Origin of the sequence: Rhodococcus sp. C1 (genome assembly GCF_020809065.1) — a bacterium.
Taxonomy (GTDB): domain Bacteria; phylum Actinomycetota; class Actinomycetes; order Mycobacteriales; family Mycobacteriaceae; genus Rhodococcus_F; species Rhodococcus_F qingshengii.
This window is the reverse complement of record NZ_CP078080.1, coordinates 1,705,178-1,720,441: the sequence shown is the minus strand read 5'-3', so window position 1 is coordinate 1,720,441 and position 15,264 is coordinate 1,705,178. Positions and strand designations below refer to the sequence as shown.

The 15,264-nt window shown below is 62.3% G+C and carries 19 protein-coding genes; 8 read left to right on the top strand and 11 right to left on the bottom strand.

Annotated features, from left to right (window positions below):
* Positions 1 to 95: 95 nt before the first annotated feature.
* Complete coding sequence (locus KTR60_RS07965; RefSeq protein WP_003941523.1) at positions 96 to 674, bottom strand: type IV toxin-antitoxin system AbiEi family antitoxin domain-containing protein; 579 nt, start codon at positions 672 to 674, stop codon at positions 96 to 98.
* 127 nt (positions 675 to 801) lie between these two features.
* On the opposite strand from KTR60_RS07965, the gene KTR60_RS07960 reads away from it, so the two are divergent.
* Positions 802 to 1,572, top strand: a complete 771-nt coding sequence (locus KTR60_RS07960) for a DUF2993 domain-containing protein (protein WP_228402023.1) — start codon at positions 802 to 804, stop codon at positions 1,570 to 1,572.
* On the opposite strand, the gene deoC is transcribed toward KTR60_RS07960, so the two are convergent.
* Entirely contained in the window at positions 1,569 to 2,234 is a 666-nt protein-coding gene (gene deoC, locus KTR60_RS07955) for a deoxyribose-phosphate aldolase (RefSeq protein ID WP_007735361.1), read from the bottom strand. The genes KTR60_RS07960 and deoC overlap by 4 nt on opposite strands.
* 64 nt (positions 2,235 to 2,298) lie before the next feature.
* Between deoC and purU the strand changes: the two genes are divergently transcribed.
* Positions 2,299 to 3,186: a formyltetrahydrofolate deformylase gene (purU, locus tag KTR60_RS07950; RefSeq protein WP_003941509.1), complete on the top strand. Its 888-nt coding sequence runs from the start codon at positions 2,299 to 2,301 to the stop codon at positions 3,184 to 3,186.
* Between the two features lie 12 nt (positions 3,187 to 3,198).
* Here the strand turns inward: purU and KTR60_RS07945 are convergent, their stop codons facing one another.
* The 5 genes from KTR60_RS07945 to KTR60_RS07925 form a co-directional block, all read right to left on the bottom strand.
* A complete protein-coding gene (locus KTR60_RS07945) occupies positions 3,199 to 4,230 on the bottom strand; it encodes an alpha/beta fold hydrolase (protein WP_021333908.1) in 1,032 nt (343 codons plus the stop codon).
* Positions 4,231 to 4,398: 168 nt separating this feature from the next.
* Positions 4,399 to 4,695, bottom strand: a complete 297-nt coding sequence (locus KTR60_RS07940; RefSeq protein ID WP_003941505.1) for a DUF2516 family protein — start codon at positions 4,693 to 4,695, stop codon at positions 4,399 to 4,401.
* Positions 4,696 to 4,790: 95 nt separating this feature from the next.
* Positions 4,791 to 5,618 carry a heparin-binding hemagglutinin gene (locus KTR60_RS07935; RefSeq protein ID WP_003941552.1) on the bottom strand — a complete coding sequence of 276 codons (828 nt, stop codon included), beginning with the start codon at positions 5,616 to 5,618 and terminating at the stop codon, positions 4,791 to 4,793.
* The gene (locus KTR60_RS07930; RefSeq protein ID WP_003941483.1) at positions 5,611 to 6,117 is read right to left on the bottom strand and encodes a helix-turn-helix domain-containing protein; all 507 of its coding nucleotides are present in this window, start codon (positions 6,115 to 6,117) and stop codon (positions 5,611 to 5,613) included. Before KTR60_RS07930 ends, KTR60_RS07935 begins: the two co-directional genes overlap by 8 nt.
* Positions 6,118 to 6,220: 103 nt before the next feature.
* Positions 6,221 to 7,501 (bottom strand): DUF445 domain-containing protein, encoded by a 1,281-nt coding sequence (locus KTR60_RS07925; RefSeq protein ID WP_020968906.1) that lies wholly within the window; start codon positions 7,499 to 7,501, stop codon positions 6,221 to 6,223.
* Between the two features lie 170 nt (positions 7,502 to 7,671).
* Here KTR60_RS07925 and KTR60_RS07920 point away from each other — a divergent pair, with 170 nt between their 5' ends.
* Positions 7,672 to 8,406 carry a TetR/AcrR family transcriptional regulator gene (locus KTR60_RS07920; RefSeq protein ID WP_003941527.1) on the top strand — a complete coding sequence of 245 codons (735 nt, stop codon included), beginning with the start codon at positions 7,672 to 7,674 and terminating at the stop codon, positions 8,404 to 8,406.
* A 57-nt stretch (positions 8,407 to 8,463) separates the two neighbouring features.
* Positions 8,464 to 9,318, top strand: a complete 855-nt coding sequence (locus tag KTR60_RS07915; RefSeq protein WP_054827968.1) for a polyphosphate kinase 2 family protein — start codon at positions 8,464 to 8,466, stop codon at positions 9,316 to 9,318.
* A 16-nt stretch (positions 9,319 to 9,334) separates the two neighbouring features.
* Here the strand turns inward: KTR60_RS07915 and KTR60_RS07910 are convergent, their stop codons facing one another.
* Positions 9,335 to 9,556 carry a hypothetical protein gene (locus KTR60_RS07910; RefSeq protein WP_039973486.1) on the bottom strand — a complete coding sequence of 74 codons (222 nt, stop codon included), beginning with the start codon at positions 9,554 to 9,556 and terminating at the stop codon, positions 9,335 to 9,337.
* A 114-nt stretch (positions 9,557 to 9,670) separates the two neighbouring features.
* Here KTR60_RS07910 and KTR60_RS07905 point away from each other — a divergent pair, with 114 nt between their 5' ends.
* Entirely contained in the window at positions 9,671 to 10,240 is a 570-nt protein-coding gene (locus KTR60_RS07905; protein ID WP_007735369.1) for a DUF2231 domain-containing protein, read from the top strand.
* 22 nt (positions 10,241 to 10,262) lie between these two features.
* On the opposite strand, the gene KTR60_RS07900 is transcribed toward KTR60_RS07905, so the two are convergent.
* Entirely contained in the window at positions 10,263 to 10,676 is a 414-nt protein-coding gene (locus KTR60_RS07900; protein WP_003941464.1) for a DUF6292 family protein, read from the bottom strand.
* Positions 10,677 to 10,796: 120 nt separating this feature from the next.
* Between KTR60_RS07900 and KTR60_RS07895 the strand changes: the two genes are divergently transcribed.
* Positions 10,797 to 12,065 carry a glycosyltransferase gene (locus KTR60_RS07895; protein ID WP_228402022.1) on the top strand — a complete coding sequence of 423 codons (1,269 nt, stop codon included), beginning with the start codon at positions 10,797 to 10,799 and terminating at the stop codon, positions 12,063 to 12,065.
* A 54-nt stretch (positions 12,066 to 12,119) separates the two neighbouring features.
* On the opposite strand, the gene KTR60_RS07890 is transcribed toward KTR60_RS07895, so the two are convergent.
* Positions 12,120 to 12,563, bottom strand: a complete 444-nt coding sequence (locus KTR60_RS07890; protein WP_228402021.1) for an STAS domain-containing protein — start codon at positions 12,561 to 12,563, stop codon at positions 12,120 to 12,122.
* Positions 12,564 to 12,954: 391 nt separating this feature from the next.
* On the opposite strand from KTR60_RS07890, the gene KTR60_RS07885 reads away from it, so the two are divergent.
* Together KTR60_RS07885 and KTR60_RS07880 are read left to right on the top strand one after the other, a co-directional pair.
* Positions 12,955 to 13,386, top strand: coding sequence for an ATP-binding protein (locus KTR60_RS07885; RefSeq protein WP_003941553.1), 432 nt, complete (start codon positions 12,955 to 12,957; stop codon positions 13,384 to 13,386).
* The gene (locus tag KTR60_RS07880) at positions 13,383 to 14,177 is read left to right on the top strand and encodes an RNA polymerase sigma factor SigF (RefSeq protein WP_003941515.1); all 795 of its coding nucleotides are present in this window, start codon (positions 13,383 to 13,385) and stop codon (positions 14,175 to 14,177) included. The genes KTR60_RS07885 and KTR60_RS07880 overlap by 4 nt, the downstream gene beginning before the upstream one ends.
* A gap of 37 nt (positions 14,178 to 14,214) precedes the next feature.
* Here the strand turns inward: KTR60_RS07880 and KTR60_RS07875 are convergent, their stop codons facing one another.
* Positions 14,215 to 15,255, bottom strand: a complete 1,041-nt coding sequence (locus KTR60_RS07875; protein WP_042452947.1) for an NAD(P)-dependent alcohol dehydrogenase — start codon at positions 15,253 to 15,255, stop codon at positions 14,215 to 14,217.
* Between the last annotated feature and the right edge of the window lie 9 nt (positions 15,256 to 15,264).

Below are 15,264 nucleotides of genomic sequence, written 5' to 3'. Positions count from 1 at the left end.
CGAAAATAGCGATTTACAAATCTCTGATATCGGCGTCATATTCGATTTCGGGCGTGATGCCAGAAGGTCGCAGGAGCCTCGAAGATCTCTCTCGGCTACAGGCTTGCGGCCAGAGCCAACTCGACCCGAACAGCAACGTCGACGCTCGCGTTCTCACACGAGAGATACAGCTCGTGCGCGTCCAGTCGACCTATCGCGACCGCATCGGCGACTACTTCGTTGAGCAGGACTTGAGAAATTCCACCGGAAGCGAGGTCGTGCACGGTACGCAAAGGCGTGGTGATGCGGATGGGCCCGATCTGTTCACACTCGTCGTCCGCGAGCGGCAGTCGGTGCAGCGCTACCTGGCGGGTCGGCGCCGCGAGAGGGTGCGCAACGGAGAGGTGAATGAAGCGAGGTTGCAGGTGCCCGAGGCCATGCAGATCTGCGGCACTGTAGTGCGAGACGGTGGCGCTACCGGCGAACCACGTGCACCACTTCGCGAACTCGTCCAAGGCGGTATGTCTGACGCGTTCGAGGCGAAAAAGCCCGCGGCACTCACATGTCCATGTTCCGGATTCCGTCATTTCTTCCATCAACGCCAGACCGAAACCCAGTTCGGATGCCTGGAGAGCCGTGACAAATCCGCACTGTCGCAGCGCCAGCAACTCGAGTGATTCGTAGTCCGAAGCCATGACCACCTCCGGTGACCGTCGAAAACGCCGTTTCGAACAGACTACGGGCGAGTGTGTCGCGCATCACAGGAATGAGGAAGTGCGTATTCACAGAGTTCGTTCAGACTCGTCGGGAAGAATCTGGCGAATGACTGTCGCAGCGAACAACCCTCGTCCGCGCAACCGAGTGCTCATCATCCTTCTCGTGGTGATCGCCGTACTCGTCGCGGCGCTCGTCGGTGGAGAACTGTACGTACGCAACCAGGTGAAGACCTGCATGGCCGATCAGTTCCAGAGCGAACTGGGATCCCAGGTCGACGTCGGGTTGAGCTGGAAGCCCGTACTCCTGCAGGCAGTCGACAAGAAGGTGCCGTACATCAGCATCGACAGTGACGACTCTTCGTTCGGCCCCGCAACGGGAATGCAGGTTCACGCGAAGGTGAACGACATCAACTTGCAGCCCTCGGCGGGCAACAGCGGCACCATCGGCAGCTCCAGCGCCGACGTCACCTGGTCTACCGCAGGCATTCTCGCCACCTTGCAGGAACAGACCTTCGGCGGGCTCGTCTCCGGCGTCACCGCCGACTCGAGCGCCGGCACACTCGCGTTCGACGTCGGTCCGGTCGGGCTCGCGAAGCTCACGGTCAAGCCCACCGTCACCAACGGTGTGGTCGACGTCCAGACCGTCGGCGCCGAGATTCTCGGATTGGGTCTGCCGACCGATCTGGTCGACGGCATCGTCCAGACACTCACCGACAGCCTGCAGACCTACCCGCTGGACATGAAGCCCACGAAGCTGATCGTCACCGACGACGCTATCCAGATCTCGTTGGAGGGCGGCGCTTACGCCATGCCCGTCGCCGACGCGAACAACCAGAACACCTCGGCGGTTCCGGACAGCTGCGGCCTGCTGACCTAGTCGGCCAGACCGTCCAATACTGCTCGACTTCCGGATAGTCCGAGGCGGGTGGCGCCGGCCGCGATCATGTCGAGCGCTGCCTGCGTCGTACGTATTCCGCCACTGGCCTTGACTCCCACGCCCGGGCCGACCGTCTGCGCCATCAGTGCGACGGCCTCAACCGTCGCTCCACCCGCGGGGTGGAAGCCGGTCGAGGTCTTGACGAAGTTCGCCCCGGCATGCACAGCTGCGCGGCAACATTCGACGATGGCCTCGTCGGACAGCGCTGCGGTTTCGAGGATCACTTTGAGGATCGCACTCTCCCCCATCGCCTCGCGGACGGTGAGGATATCGGCCAACACCGCGCTGTAGTCGCCGGCGACCGCCGCTCCTACGTCGATGACCATGTCGATCTCGGCTGCGCCTTGATCGACGGCCAGTCGCGCTTCAGCACCCTTGACCAGCGAATGATGTTTCCCCGACGGGAATCCGACGACGGCCGCCGTCACAAGTCCCTCGGCGCGAATCGGCAACATCGACGGCGAGACGCAGACAGCCAGCACACCGAGGCTGCGTGCTTCGTCGATCAGGGCGGTCACATCGGCCGCGGTGGCTTCGGGTTTGAGGAGAGTGTGGTCCACCATCGCGGCAACCTGGGAACGAGTGAGTGCAGCTTCAGACATGTTGGAAAGCTTGGCACACCACCACGCGACCGTCGCTGCAGCCGCACCTGAGAGACTAGGCCGCATGACCGCTGCACCATCGATCGATGATCGTCGCTATGTTCTGTCCCTCGGCTGCCCCGACACCACGGGCATCGTCGCACGCATCTCGACCTTTCTCACCGACGTCGGTGGATGGATCGTGGAGGCTGCATACCACGCCGATGCCGACACCGGATGGTTCTTCACGCGTCAGGCGGTCCGTGCATCGTCGGTGAGCATGAGCATCGACGAGCTTCGTGAACGGTTCAAAGCTGTTGCGGCCGAGATCGGTCCGGAAACCGAGTGGACTCTTCACGACTCCGGCGCACCCAAGAAGATCGTGTTGCTCGTGAGCAAGGAAGGTCACTGCTTGCATGACCTCCTTGGCCGCGCCGCGGGCGGGGAACTCCCGGCAGAAATCAGCGCCGTCATCGGAAACCACGAAGATCTGCGCAGTGTCACCGAGCGCCACGGGATCGACTTCCACCATGTTCCGTTCGCCAAGGACCCGGCAGAACGGGGACCGTCCTTCGAGAAGGTCCGCGCCCTGGTCGACGCTCACAATCCCGACGCCGTGGTGCTTGCCCGATTCATGCAGGTGCTGCCCGAATCACTGTGCGAGCACTGGGCCGGGCGCGCGATCAACATCCACCACAGCTTCTTGCCGTCGTTCATCGGTGCCCGCCCCTATCACCAGGCTTTCGCCCGCGGCGTGAAGTTGATCGGCGCCACCTGCCACTACGTGACCGCCGAACTCGATGCCGGTCCGATCATCGAGCAGGACGTGATCCGTGTGGACCACGCCGACGATGTCGCCGACATGGTCCGTCAGGGTCGAGACATCGAAAAGCTCGTACTCTCCCGCGGACTGCGCTGGCACCTCGAGGATCGTGTGCTGGTCCACGGGCGCAAGACGGTCGTCTTCAGCTAGAGCTGCGTTGCGCTAGAGATTGCGCAGTCGCACGATTTCCTTGTCGAACTCGTCGATGTTCTCGATCGACGACATGTGACCGACGCCCGGCAACACGATCAACCGTTCGAGGTTGCCGGCGTCGTCGAGGACCTGCGCAAGCTTGCGCGCATGGACCGGCGGAGTGAGCCGATCGAGCGAACCGACGAGCACGGTGGTCGGCACTTCGAGATTGTCGAGTCCCTCGTGAATGTCGAGGGTGCTCAGCGCTGCTCCCCAACCTCCACGGATGCGGGGCTTGCACTCACGAACGATGTTCTCGCAGAACTGAATCTCGGCCTTGGTCGCGTTCGGTGACATCGAGACGTACTGGATCGCCTTCGTCATGGCGCCCGAGGAGACGAACGGAACGGGCGAACTGAGGATGGCGCGGCCCACGGGGACCGGCACGCGAGGGAAACGATTGGGCAGTGGGATGACCGTGGTCTCGGCGATCAACCTTTCGCTCGCGGTGCTCGCGAGCATGACCGCCGACGCGTACTTCTTGACCTCGTCGGGGTGACGACCCGCCCAGGCGATGATGCTCATCCCGCCCATGCTGTGACCGACGATGACGGCCTTCTTGTCCTCGCGAACCGTGGCCGCCAGCACTGCAGAGAGATCGTCGGCAAGGACGTCCGGGCCGAGCGGAAGATTGCCGACGGTGCTGCGGCCATGACCGCGCTGATCGTAGGTGATGACGCGATATTCGCCGGCAAGCGCATTGACCTGCGGGTACCAGAATTCGGTGGAGCACGTCCAGCCGTGACTGAGAACGATCGGATCGCCGTCGACGGGACCGTAAGCCCGGACATTGATGATCGCACCGTCGTCGGTGGTCAGTTCGCTGATGTCAGCTTTGAGAGTCGGAGTCTTCAGGAGTGCATTGGGCTCGACGTCGCTCGAAAGAGTCAACCCACGCGTGGATCGCCGATGACGGATCCCAGCGACGGCCGCGACGAGTGCTCCCACTCCGACGGCGCCTGCCAGTACTCGAAGCTCTGTGGTGCGCGAACGACTGGACATGCATTTACCCCTGACTGCTGCTGACGACAGACGGATGCAATCTATGTGTGACTGCCGTTAACCGACACTATCACTCGAACAACGCCCGTTGTCAGCGTTGGAGAGAAGAGTGGGGCAGCACACCATGAGCCGGGAACCACGGCTCGGAATGAGCGGGAGTGCGGCAAACTACCAGCGAGAACCGCCGTGCTGAATGTCGTCCACCCGCGGGCGAACGTCGACGAGATACACGCACACTGCAACGACCGCGATGATGCCCAGGAGCCCGACAGGGGACGTCGCCAAGAGGATCAACGCCGCGACGATCAGAATTCCCAGCCAGATCGGCTTGGTCAATTTGTTGACCGCGGTGAAAGCGTCAGGACGCTGCCTGACGGCATGAACGATCGCGTAGACAGCACCCACCAATGCGAGCACTTTGAGTGCGAGAAAGATCAGACCGACTAGCCCATCGACTTGAGTCACAACTACATCCTAAGTTCTCATCCGGTTCCCGACGAACACGAAGGCTCCCACACTCGGCTGAGCGCGGGAGCCTTCGTCAGGTGGAGCTGGGCAAATCAGGCCTTCTTGGCCGGAGCAGCCTTCTTGGCCGGAGCCGGTGCGGTGGCCTTGGCCGGAGCAGCCTTGGCGGGTGCAGCCTTGGCCGGAGCGGCCTTCTTCGCGGCGGTGGTCGCGCGCTCCTGGACGTCGGAAGCAGCAGCGGTCACGCGAGCGGCAGCTTCCTTGGAAGCCTCGTCAGCCTGGTCACCGAGGTCGAGGACCTTCAGTGCAGCCTCGTCGCCTGCGTCGGCGATCTTCTCACCGGCGTCAGAGATCTTCTCGCCGACCTCTTCTGCGGTGTCGGAGATGCGTCCGGCAGCGCGGCCGGCCAGCTTGGCAGCCTGCTCGCCTACGGCGCGCGTCTGACGAGCAACGGTTCCGAGTGCGTCTTCGGTCAGCTCGACGGCGTCGCCGAGTGCCGACTCTGCAGCAGCGATGCCTTCTTCGACTGCGGGCTGCTTGCGGATGCGCTCGACTGCGTCTTCGCCACGTTCTGCGAGGGAGTTGTACAGATCTCCGGCAACCTTGAGGTATGCCTCGGCGACCTTGCGGAGTTCCTCGGGTGAGAACTTCTCGCGCAGCTCGGCGAGCTCTTCGGGCAGCTCGGACGGCAGGCCGGCGAGACGCTCGCGCAGCGCATCGACGCTCTCGGCAACGTCACCCTGGACGGAAGCGAGCTTCTCGCGAGCACCGTCGACACGGCCGTTGACATCGCCCTGGGTGTTCTCGGCGCGCTCACGAACCTGAGCAACTACATCGGCCACGGCCTGGACAACCAGGTCGCCTGCGCCGACGGCGGCGTAGAGCGAGGTCTTGACGCTGTCGATGGCGTTCTTGTCAGTCATCTTGTTCTCCTAGTGAAGTCTCGGTGTCTGGAATTGCGGCCGATTCAGCGAAATCGGGCGCTGCGGCTGGTCTTGACGACTCGTTCTCGCGACAGAACGAGTCGTAGATTTCGAGCAGTACTTGCTTCTGCCGTTCGTTGATGGCCGTCTCGGCCAACACCGCGTCCCTGATGGGACTGTGCGGGCGTTGCTCGAGATATCCCGCTTGGACGTACAGCACTTCTGATGAGACTCGAAGGCCCTTGGCGATTTGCGCCAGTACGTCCGCCGACGGTTTGCGCAATCCGCGTTCGATCTGACTCAGATACGGATTGCTGACGCCGGCGAGTTGAGCGAGTTGGCGCATCGAAACTTGGGCGGCTTCCCGCTGTGCACGAATGAACCCCCCGATGTCGTGTGCCGCAGAGCTGACGACGCGAGCTGCCAAGTCGCTTGCTCCGGCTGCGGCACCGGATGATTCACGATCTCCGTCATCGGAGTTCGTCGACTTCGCTGGCATTGCGTCCTCCCTTTCCAGTGGACATTTCCCAGGATAGGAGAGGGTGCTAACTATTGCAAGCACTACTGCTAGCACTCGTGGTGGACGTCACATACCGGACAGCTCAGCCGAAGATGAGCGTCGAAATCGTGTAGATCAGCAGTCCGGCGATCGAGCCCACAACGGTGCCGTTGATACGGATGAACTGAAGATCTCGACCGACCTGCAACTCGATCTTCTGGCTCGCTTCGTCGGCGTCCCACCGCTCGACGGTGTCACTGATGACTCCAGTGATCTCGTCGGTGTAGTTCTCCGCGATGTACTTGGTGCCCTGCACCAGCCAGCCGTCGACCTTCTCACGCATGGACTCGTCGTCACGCAGCCTGACTCCGAAGCCGGCGACGTTCTCGGCGACCTTGGTCCGCAGGGTGCTGTTCGGATCGTCGACGGACTCCATGATGAGCCGCTTGGCAACCTGCCATGTCGACGACGCCAGACCCGTCACTTCCTCGCGACCCATGATCTCGGCCTTGATCCCCTCGGCCTTCTTGATGGTCTCCGGGTCGTTCTGCAGATCATCGGCGAAGTCGATCAGGAAGCGGTTGGCGGCGAGGCGTACCTCGTGTTCGGGGTTGGAACGGACCTTCCAGGTGAACTCGACGAGTTCCTTGTAGATCTTCTCCCCCAGCATGGCGTCGACGAACTTCGGCGACCACGCGGGCGAATCGCGAACGATCACACGATCGATCGTCTCCTGGCTGCCGAGAGCCCACTGATGTGCCCGCTCGGCAAGCAATTCGATGATCGGCAGTTGCTTGTTGTCCTTGAGAAGTTCACCGAGCACTCGGCCGATCGGCGGTCCCCACATGGGCTCGGCCAGACGCTTCACGATCGTGTTGTCGATGATCTGGGCGATGTCCTCGTCGCGAAGAACCTCGACCATGCCACGCAAGACCGTCGACGTCTCGGCGGCGACGCGAGCGGCGTTGGCAGGTTCGGCCATCCACGTGCCGAGCCGCAGCGGAATCTGCGCCTGCTGCACCTTGGCCGACACAACCTCGGGAGCCAGGAAGTTTTGACCGACGAATGAGCTCAGGCTGGCTCCGAGCTGGTCTTTCTTACGCTTGATGATGGCAGTGTGCGGGATGGGAAGGCCCATCGGATGACGGAAGAGCGCGGTGACGGCAAACCAGTCGGCAAGCGCGCCGACCATGCCTGCCTCGGACGCGGCCCGGACGTACCCGACCCACTCTCCGGCGCCGCGGGATTCCTGCCACCGGCAGAAGATGTAGACCACCGTCGCGAAGCCCAGAAGGCCAGTAGCGAAGACCTTCATCTTGCGAAGGTCCCGACGCTTGGCGGCGTCGTCGAAGGCGGAGAGGCTCAGTTGCTGCACCCTCGCCATTGTGCCGAAAGGTGTGACGCGGCGTAGCGCGAGCGACACGAAGTCCGATTCTGCAGGACCTAATCCCCCGAACTGCGGATGTGAGTGCCCGAGATAAAGGCGCGGACATTAAGCTGGACCGGAAAGTAGACCGATCGGACGTGGCTCGCACCACAGATATGAGATGACTCGTGGCCAAGAATGCCGTGCAGGACAACGAGCAGGTAGACGGCCCAGTCGTTGCTGATGCGAAGCCCGAGAAATCCGACGGTCGTAAGCGTCGTTGGCGTGAGCACAAGATCGCTCGCCGCGAGGAACTCGTCGACGGCACCATCGCCGCCATCCGCGCGCGCGGCCGTGAGATCGGCATGGACGAGATCGCGTCCGAGATCGGTGTCTCCAAGACCGTGCTCTACCGATACTTCGCCGACAAGAGCGACCTCACCACCGCCACGATGATGCGGTACGTCGAGACCATCCTGTCGCCGCGTATCTACGAAGCGATCAGTGGCGATCTCGACGATTTCGAACTCACCCAGGCGAGCATCACCGCATACGTCGAGACGGTGGCATCCGACCCCGACATCTACCTCTACGTCATGGCCAACGGCGCCGGCGCCAACCGCGACGTCGTTGCCGATTCCGAGCGCATGATCGCCGAATTGCTCTCCACGGTGTTGGGCAATCGTCTTCGCGAGATGGAGATGGATTCCGGCGGTTCGCTGCCGTGGGCGTTCGGGATCGTGGGCGGAATTCAGCTCGCGACGCACTGGTGGATCTCCAACAAGTCGATGTCCGCGGAATCGCTGATCGACTACCTCACGATGATGACGTGGGGCGGCATCACCGGCATAGCTGCGGTCAACGGATCACCGGCCAAGTTCAAGTCGGTTCCGCATCCCCTCGTCAAGCCTGCCGAGGACTGACTCGCCCGAGACCGAACTTTCGGGCCACCGGGCGCGATCCTGTGGCACTCTTTCGGCATGGCACAAGACTCGCTGTGGGAAACACCGGCCGCCAAGACCCTGCGGGCGGAGCCCGGGTTCGAACTCGATCAACTCGATCGCAACAGCACTCCGGGATTCACCGGAAACAAAGCTGACGGCGAACGTCTGCTCGAGGAGCGCGGCGCGGTTCTGTCCGACCTGCAGGAGTTGCTGTACGCCAACGGCCGGTCCGGGGACAGTCGTTCAGTCCTGCTGGTTCTGCAAGGAATGGACACCGCAGGCAAGGGCGGCATGGTCCGACACGTGATCGGTCACGTGGATCCTTCGGGAGTTCAGCACGCGGCCTTCGGCGTCCCGACCGAAGAGGAAAAGCAACATCACTACCTTTGGCGGATCAAGAAGGAACTCCCCCGCGGCGGCTATCTCGGTGTGTTCGATCGCTCCCACTACGAGGACGTCCTGGTAGTGCGCGTCCACGATCTTGTCCCGGAGGATGTCTGGAGCAAGCGCTACGACGAGATCAACCAGTTCGAAAAGGAACTCGTCGACGCCGGAACCACCATCGTGAAAGTCGCGATGTTCGTCTCGCTCGACGAGCAGAAGAAGCGACTCGAAGAACGTCTCGACCGCCCGGACAAGTACTGGAAGTACAACCCTGGCGACGTGACCGAACGCGGTTTGTGGCCTGCATATCAACAGGCGTATCAGGCAATGCTCGACAAGACGTCGACCGAGCACGCGCCGTGGTACGTCGTGCCGTGTGATCGGAAGTGGTACAGCCGCATTGCGGTCACGGAGCTACTGATCGACGCTCTGGAAAAGCTCGATCTCGACTGGCCCCCTGCCGACTTCGACATCGAGGCGGAGAAGGCACGACTCGCACAGTCTTGATCAGAAGCAGGCCTGATCAGAACAGGTGTGGGGATTCGCGGTGCACTTTGTGGTCGTGACGCACAGTACTGGCGTACAGGGCTACCGCGAGGCCGATGCACGCGACGCCGGCGAGGCCGGCGATCAATGCCCAACCACCCTGGCCTGAACCTGCCGCCACCAGAAAACTGCCGAGGCAGACCACTGTGGCCAGCACCAGGAAATACGACGCCCACGCTGCAAAGAGATTGAGCTTCATCGTTCGCTCCTCCGGTCGGATCTCTTTCGTTTCGACCGTACGCCGGAGCATGACGGTCGACAAGACACCGCCGTCGCGAGGTTTCCCGACGTCTACGCCGGGTAGCCGAATTACATGGACATCGGAACTCTTTATCGCGGAATCGAATCCGCTCGCGGACTGGACGGTCCGTCCACTGGCCTCAGGCGCAGAATCCTCGAGATCACGGAGCGATCCGACCGATCGCGCACTGTCGCGGCACTTCTGCGCGGCGCCGCCGTCGGGCATCCCATCCATCCTGCCCTCGTGACCATTCCCGCGGGCGCGTGGACGGCTTCGTTGATCTTCGATGTTCTAGGCGATCCGCAGACTGCACGACGGCTGATCGGGCTCGGATTGGTTTCGACTCCGCCGGCTTTGCTGACGGGATGGCTGGACTGGTCCGAACGTGGCGACGTCGCACGCCGAGTGGGGCTGGTGCACGCGGCGTCGAATGCAGTGGGGATCTGGTCTTTTGCGGCGTCGTACAGGCTACGCGGAAAGGACTCACTCGCGCTGGCGCGAGTGCTGTCGGTGCTGGGGCTCACCGCGGTCGGTGTCGGTGGCGCGCTCGGTGGTCACATCGTTTTCAAGCTCATGGACGATCCGGCCGTCGAGGCTGCAGCGACTCCGGTTCTCGATCCCATCCTGGATGTAGTCAACTGAGCCGATCGGACCTCGATACTGTTCAGGCGTAAGCACTTCCGGAGTAGCTCCGCAGTTCTCGCGCGGTCTCGTCCGAATCCGCCAATGGTCTGTTCATGACCCAGTGTGGGCTGCGCGTGCCCAGTGTCGCGGCAAAATCGGCGACGGCGTCCGGGGTCGGCACTGCGTGTTCGCCCAGATATCCGAGAACGATGAGGTCCTCCCCTGATCTGGTCTCCACGGCCAGGGCCCAACCGCACGTCTCCTCCCACAGCAAAGCCACCTCGCGCCCGGGGAAACGCGGCACAGTTCGGTCCAATGCGATGTAAGCCTCCAGAGGGTGCTCGCGCCTGCAACACCACTGCTCGATGCCGGCCCCCACACCGACCGCCACCCGTTGTACGTACCGCTCGAACCCGAGTCCGACGGTTGCGTCGACCAGCATTTGTTCTGTCATCGAACCTCACTCCTCGCCATCGTGTTTGGAATGTGCCCAGCGCTGACCGCGTCGAAACCCGGTTCAGATCACGGACTCCGGGTATCCCCAGACGAACCGATCAAGTGGAGAGGGGACCCGATGAAGTACTCGCCCGCTATGGCTCCCGGACGAATGCTGAAGATCTCCATGGTGTCGGTGAACGCCGATCCACTCGCACCGGTGGGCTGCTCGGCAGCCGGTGCACAGAACCTGCACGTCGACGAACTGTCTGCCGCCTTGGTTCGTGCCGGACACGACGTCACCGTCTTCACCAGGCGTGCCCACGTCGGTGGGCCGGACCGCGTTCGCGCCCGCGCCGGGTACTCCGTCGACTATCTCGAGGCCGGCCCGACGCAGGCTCTTCCGGATGCCGACATCCTCCCTCACCTGGGAACCTTTGCCAGCATTCTGCGCACTCAGTGGAGTACCGACCGACCCGATGTGGTGCACTCGCACTTCTGGATGTCCGGTGTGGCAACGGAACTCGCGACCCGATCGCTCGGCATCCCCGTACTTCAGACATTCCATTCCCTGGGATCTGCGGCGCACCGCCACCTCGGAGCAGCCGACGACAGCCCCTCGGAGCGGACTCACCTGGAACCGTTGATCGCCAGGGGCGCAACCCATGTCATCGCGACCAGTTCGGACGAAATCTTCGATCTGGTCCGGCAGGGATCACCGCGATCACGGACCACGATGGTGCCCTCGGGCGTGGACACCGAAGCATTCACCCCGGAGGGACCCGCCGCGAAGAAAACCGCACCGCATCGATTGATCTGCGTCGGAAGACTGGTGGAGCAGAAGGGCTTCGATGTTGCCGTCGCCGCGCTGGCTTCGCTGCCGGATACGGAGTTGGTGGTGATCGGCGGGCCACCCGTCGCGCAGCTGAGCACCGACGAAGTGGCGATCCGCTTGGTCAAGCTCGCCGAGCGCCTCGGCGTCGCAGATCGCGTCCAATTGTTGGGACGGGTTCCGCACCGCCAACTACCGAAACTGATGCGATCGGCCGACGCCCTCGTGTGCACCCCTCGATACGAACCGTTCGGAATCGCGGCGCTGGAAGCAATGGCGTGCGGAGTTCCCGTAGTCGCGACTCCTGTTGGCGGACTGCGGGATACGGTGATCGACGGACTCACCGGGCGTCGGGTCCCGGTCAACAACCCGGTGGAAACCGCGCGCGCAGTCCGCCATCTTCTCGACGACGAGGATGAAGGCGCGGCGTTTGCACGGCAGAGCCGGGCCCGAGCGTGCGAATCGTATTCGTGGGATCACGTCGCCACCGAAGTGGTCCGCACCTACGGCCGCTGCGTCACAGCACCGCCGAGAGCCCGCCAACACAAGGGCACTCACCGAAGTGAAATGCACTGACGCTGACGGGCTCTACGAAACTGAATTCGCGAAGCTTGGACTGAAACTGCGTGATCAAGCGGGGAAACGTCGGGTCTCTTCGAGTCCGATTGCATGATCGAGCGACTCGTAGCAGGCAAACATCGACTCCTGACCAGCTGCTTTGAGCAACCTTTGCACCGGGCGGGCGCAGACGAGCGCGAGTGTGCCGCCCACGTCGCGTGATCGCGTCGACAGGACCGACAGTACGGACAAGCCGCACGTCCCCATGAATTGGAGTTCGGATAGATCGACGACCAGCGTCCGGTCCGCGGCCACGTGGTACGTCAAGAAGTCACGAAAAGCATTGGCGCTCATCAGATCGATCTCACCACGAACTTTGATCACAGCGGTGTGTGCACTGATGCGGTGCGCGTGAAACGATGCGGTCGCTGTCCCGGTCGCGGGAGGTCCGTAGTCTACCGATCCCTTCGCCGCGTTCGTAAAGCCTGAAATAGATGATCCTGGAACAACAGTCATGGTTCTCCCATCCCGCAACGGTTTACACTCTGCAAAAGAGAAGGGACCTCCGAAGGAGACGCACGATGAACGGGTCTCCAGAAATACGGATAAATCCCTCATCGGCTGTGTGCTCAACCTCGGTTTGAAACAGTACGCCAGCATGACGGACGTCACAAGTGCGTTGCGACCATTCGTTTCGGTGTTCCGAACAAAAATGTGGTTTGGTCTGCGGTTCCGCGAGGTAATCCGATGTTGCGATCGCCAACGGTCGTGAGCAGAATCGTGTCGTTTACCCCGGCACCACCATCGACCAAATTTCGTGTTCGGGGGTCACTGTGAAGGTCGGGATGGGTATCGTTCTCGGCACCAGACTTCACCGCGACCCCTGGTACGACGATCCGGAGAACTTATGGCACACCTCAGCGCACTCGAGCCCGATCAGGATCAGACTCAGCCAGTTGTGGAGTTGAGGATTCAAGCGACTCTCGATCAGCTGTCGATTTTGCGTGCACTGGCCGCCACCGTTGCCATTCAGGAAAACTTCGACCTCGACGCCATCGCCGACATCAAACTGGCCATGGACGAAATCTGTACGCATCTGATCGTTCGCGCTGCGCCTGATTCGGTTCTGGTGTGTCGGTTCGTCTTCACGCCGCCGCAATTGCACGTGTCCGTGTCCACGACGACCACGGAGTACGAGGACAGCAGTCAGCGTTCGTTCGGGTGGCACATCCTCACCGAACTCACCGATTCGATTTCGCTCGACCAGGAAGAGAACCTCGGCGGCGTCGGCTACATCACCACCATGAAGTTCACCAAGGCCCTCAGCGGGCGCCTGTGACCGCTTCCGCAGACGGCCCGTCACGCCCGCGTCGGCGGTCCACCGACGAATATCGGGACGTAATACCAGTTTTCGAGGAACTGCGGACCCTCGAGCCCCACAGCCCGGAGTACGAACGAGTGCGCACTGCACTCATCACCAGATGCCTACCGTTGGCCGAGCACATCGCCAGACGATTCGACGGTCGTGGCGAGGCACACGACGATCTGGTTCAGGTGGCGCGTCTCGGTCTGGTCAACGCCGTCGACCGTTTCGATTCCACGCGCGGATCCGATTTCGTCTCGTTCGCAGTTCCCACCGTGATGGGCGAGGTTCGACGACACTTCCGCGACACCGGTTGGGCATTGCGGGTTCCCCGCCGGATGAAGGAGTTGCACTTCCAACTCGGGCAGGCCATCAGCGAGCTGTCACAACAGCTCGGGCACGCGCCGACCGTCGACGAGTTGGCCGAGACGTTGGGGATCGAACGCGAAGAAGTTGCCCAGGCCTTGATCGCCGGCAACGCGTATCAGACGGTCTCGGTCGACGGTGCCGCGTCCAATCACACCGACGATCTCCCGCTCGTGGAAACACTCGGTGACTACGACGCAGCACTCGAGAACGTCGAGAATCACGAGGCGTTGCGTCCGCTTCTCGACAAGCTGCCCGAGCGAGAGCGGACGGTGTTGATGCTCAGATTCTTCGGAAATCTGACGCAGACACAGATCGCCGAGAAAGTCGGTGTGTCCCAGATGCACGTGTCGAGGTTGCTCGCGAAGACATTGAGTAATCTTCGCGAGCAACTCGACTGAGCTCCGCGAACAATTCGACTGAGCAGGACCGGGCGGGTCAGATCGTTGCGGTGTCGATCACGAATCGGTATCGGACGTCGCTCTTGATCACGCGCTCGTAAGCGTCGTTGATGTCGCTCGCCGGGATCAGTTCGATTTCTGCGCCGATGCCGTGCTCGGCGCAGAAGTCGAGCATCTCCTGTGTCTGCGGGATACCGCCGACCATGGAGCCGGCGAGGCTACGACGGTTTGCGGCGAGCGAGAATGCTCGAACTTCGATCGGCTTCTCGGGCAGGCCGAGTTCGACGAGAGTGCCGTTGATGGCGAGCAAGGACATGTAGGCGTCGATGTCGAGGTTGACCGAGACCGTGTTGAGGATCAGGTCGAACTCGCCGCGAAGAGCCTTGAACGTCTCACGGTCGTTGGTCGCGTAGTAGTGATCGGCACCGAGACGAAGGCCGTCTTCCTTCTTGCCGAGCGTCTGGCTCAGGACGGTGACTTCCGCGCCGAGCGCCTTGGCGATCTTCACACCGACGTGACCGAGGCCGCCGAACCCGATGATGGCGACCTTCTTGCCGGGGCCGGCATTCCAGTGCCGCAGCGGTGAGTACAAGGTGATGCCCGCGCACAGGAGCGGCGCTGCAACGTCGAGTTCGATGCCCTCCGGGATCGAGAGCACGAAGTGCTCGGTGACGACGATGTGCGTCGAGTAGCCACCCTGAGTGCGCTCGCCGTCGCGGCCGGTGGCGTTGTACGTACCCGTCACACCCTTGCGGCAGTACTGCTCTTCACCGGCGGTGCAGGCGTCGCACTCCCCGCACGAGTCGACGAAGCAGCCGACGCCCACGCGGTCGCCGACCTTGTGCTTGGTGACATCGGACCCCACGGCGGCGACGACGCCGGCGATTTCGTGTCCGGGGACGATCGGGTACTTGGCTCCGCCCCACTCGTTGCGAGCGGTGTGGATGTCGGAATGGCAGATGCCGGCAAATTTGATGTCGATGAGAATGTCCAGTGGACCGAGCTCGCGGCGTTCGACAGTGGTCTTCTCGAGGGGACCGTCAGCGGACGTCGCGGCATAAGCAGCAGCAGTAACCATGCACACATG

Bases quoted from the DNA above. Each gene is read 5' to 3' on its own strand.
- KTR60_RS07965 (WP_003941523.1), bottom strand. From the start codon at position 674: ATGGCTTCGGACTACGAATCACTCGAGTTGCTGGCGCTGCGACAGTGC.
- KTR60_RS07960 (WP_228402023.1), top strand. From the start codon at position 802: ATGACTGTCGCAGCGAACAACCCTCGTCCGCGCAACCGAGTGCTCATC.
- deoC (WP_007735361.1), bottom strand. From the start codon at position 2,234: ATGTCTGAAGCTGCACTCACTCGTTCCCAGGTTGCCGCGATGGTGGAC.
- purU (WP_003941509.1), top strand. From the start codon at position 2,299: ATGACCGCTGCACCATCGATCGATGATCGTCGCTATGTTCTGTCCCTC.
- KTR60_RS07945 (WP_021333908.1), bottom strand. From the start codon at position 4,230: ATGTCCAGTCGTTCGCGCACCACAGAGCTTCGAGTACTGGCAGGCGCC.
- KTR60_RS07935 (WP_003941552.1), bottom strand. From the start codon at position 5,618: ATGACTGACAAGAACGCCATCGACAGCGTCAAGACCTCGCTCTACGCC.
- KTR60_RS07930 (WP_003941483.1), bottom strand. From the start codon at position 6,117: ATGCCAGCGAAGTCGACGAACTCCGATGACGGAGATCGTGAATCATCC.
- KTR60_RS07925 (WP_020968906.1), bottom strand. From the start codon at position 7,501: ATGGCGAGGGTGCAGCAACTGAGCCTCTCCGCCTTCGACGACGCCGCC.
- KTR60_RS07915 (WP_054827968.1), top strand. From the start codon at position 8,464: ATGGCACAAGACTCGCTGTGGGAAACACCGGCCGCCAAGACCCTGCGG.
- KTR60_RS07910 (WP_039973486.1), bottom strand. From the start codon at position 9,556: ATGAAGCTCAATCTCTTTGCAGCGTGGGCGTCGTATTTCCTGGTGCTG.
- KTR60_RS07905 (WP_007735369.1), top strand. From the start codon at position 9,671: ATGGACATCGGAACTCTTTATCGCGGAATCGAATCCGCTCGCGGACTG.
- KTR60_RS07900 (WP_003941464.1), bottom strand. From the start codon at position 10,676: ATGACAGAACAAATGCTGGTCGACGCAACCGTCGGACTCGGGTTCGAG.
- KTR60_RS07895 (WP_228402022.1), top strand. From the start codon at position 10,797: ATGAAGTACTCGCCCGCTATGGCTCCCGGACGAATGCTGAAGATCTCC.
- KTR60_RS07890 (WP_228402021.1), bottom strand. From the start codon at position 12,563: ATGACTGTTGTTCCAGGATCATCTATTTCAGGCTTTACGAACGCGGCG.
- KTR60_RS07885 (WP_003941553.1), top strand. From the start codon at position 12,955: ATGGCACACCTCAGCGCACTCGAGCCCGATCAGGATCAGACTCAGCCA.
- KTR60_RS07875 (WP_042452947.1), bottom strand. From the start codon at position 15,255: ATGGTTACTGCTGCTGCTTATGCCGCGACGTCCGCTGACGGTCCCCTC.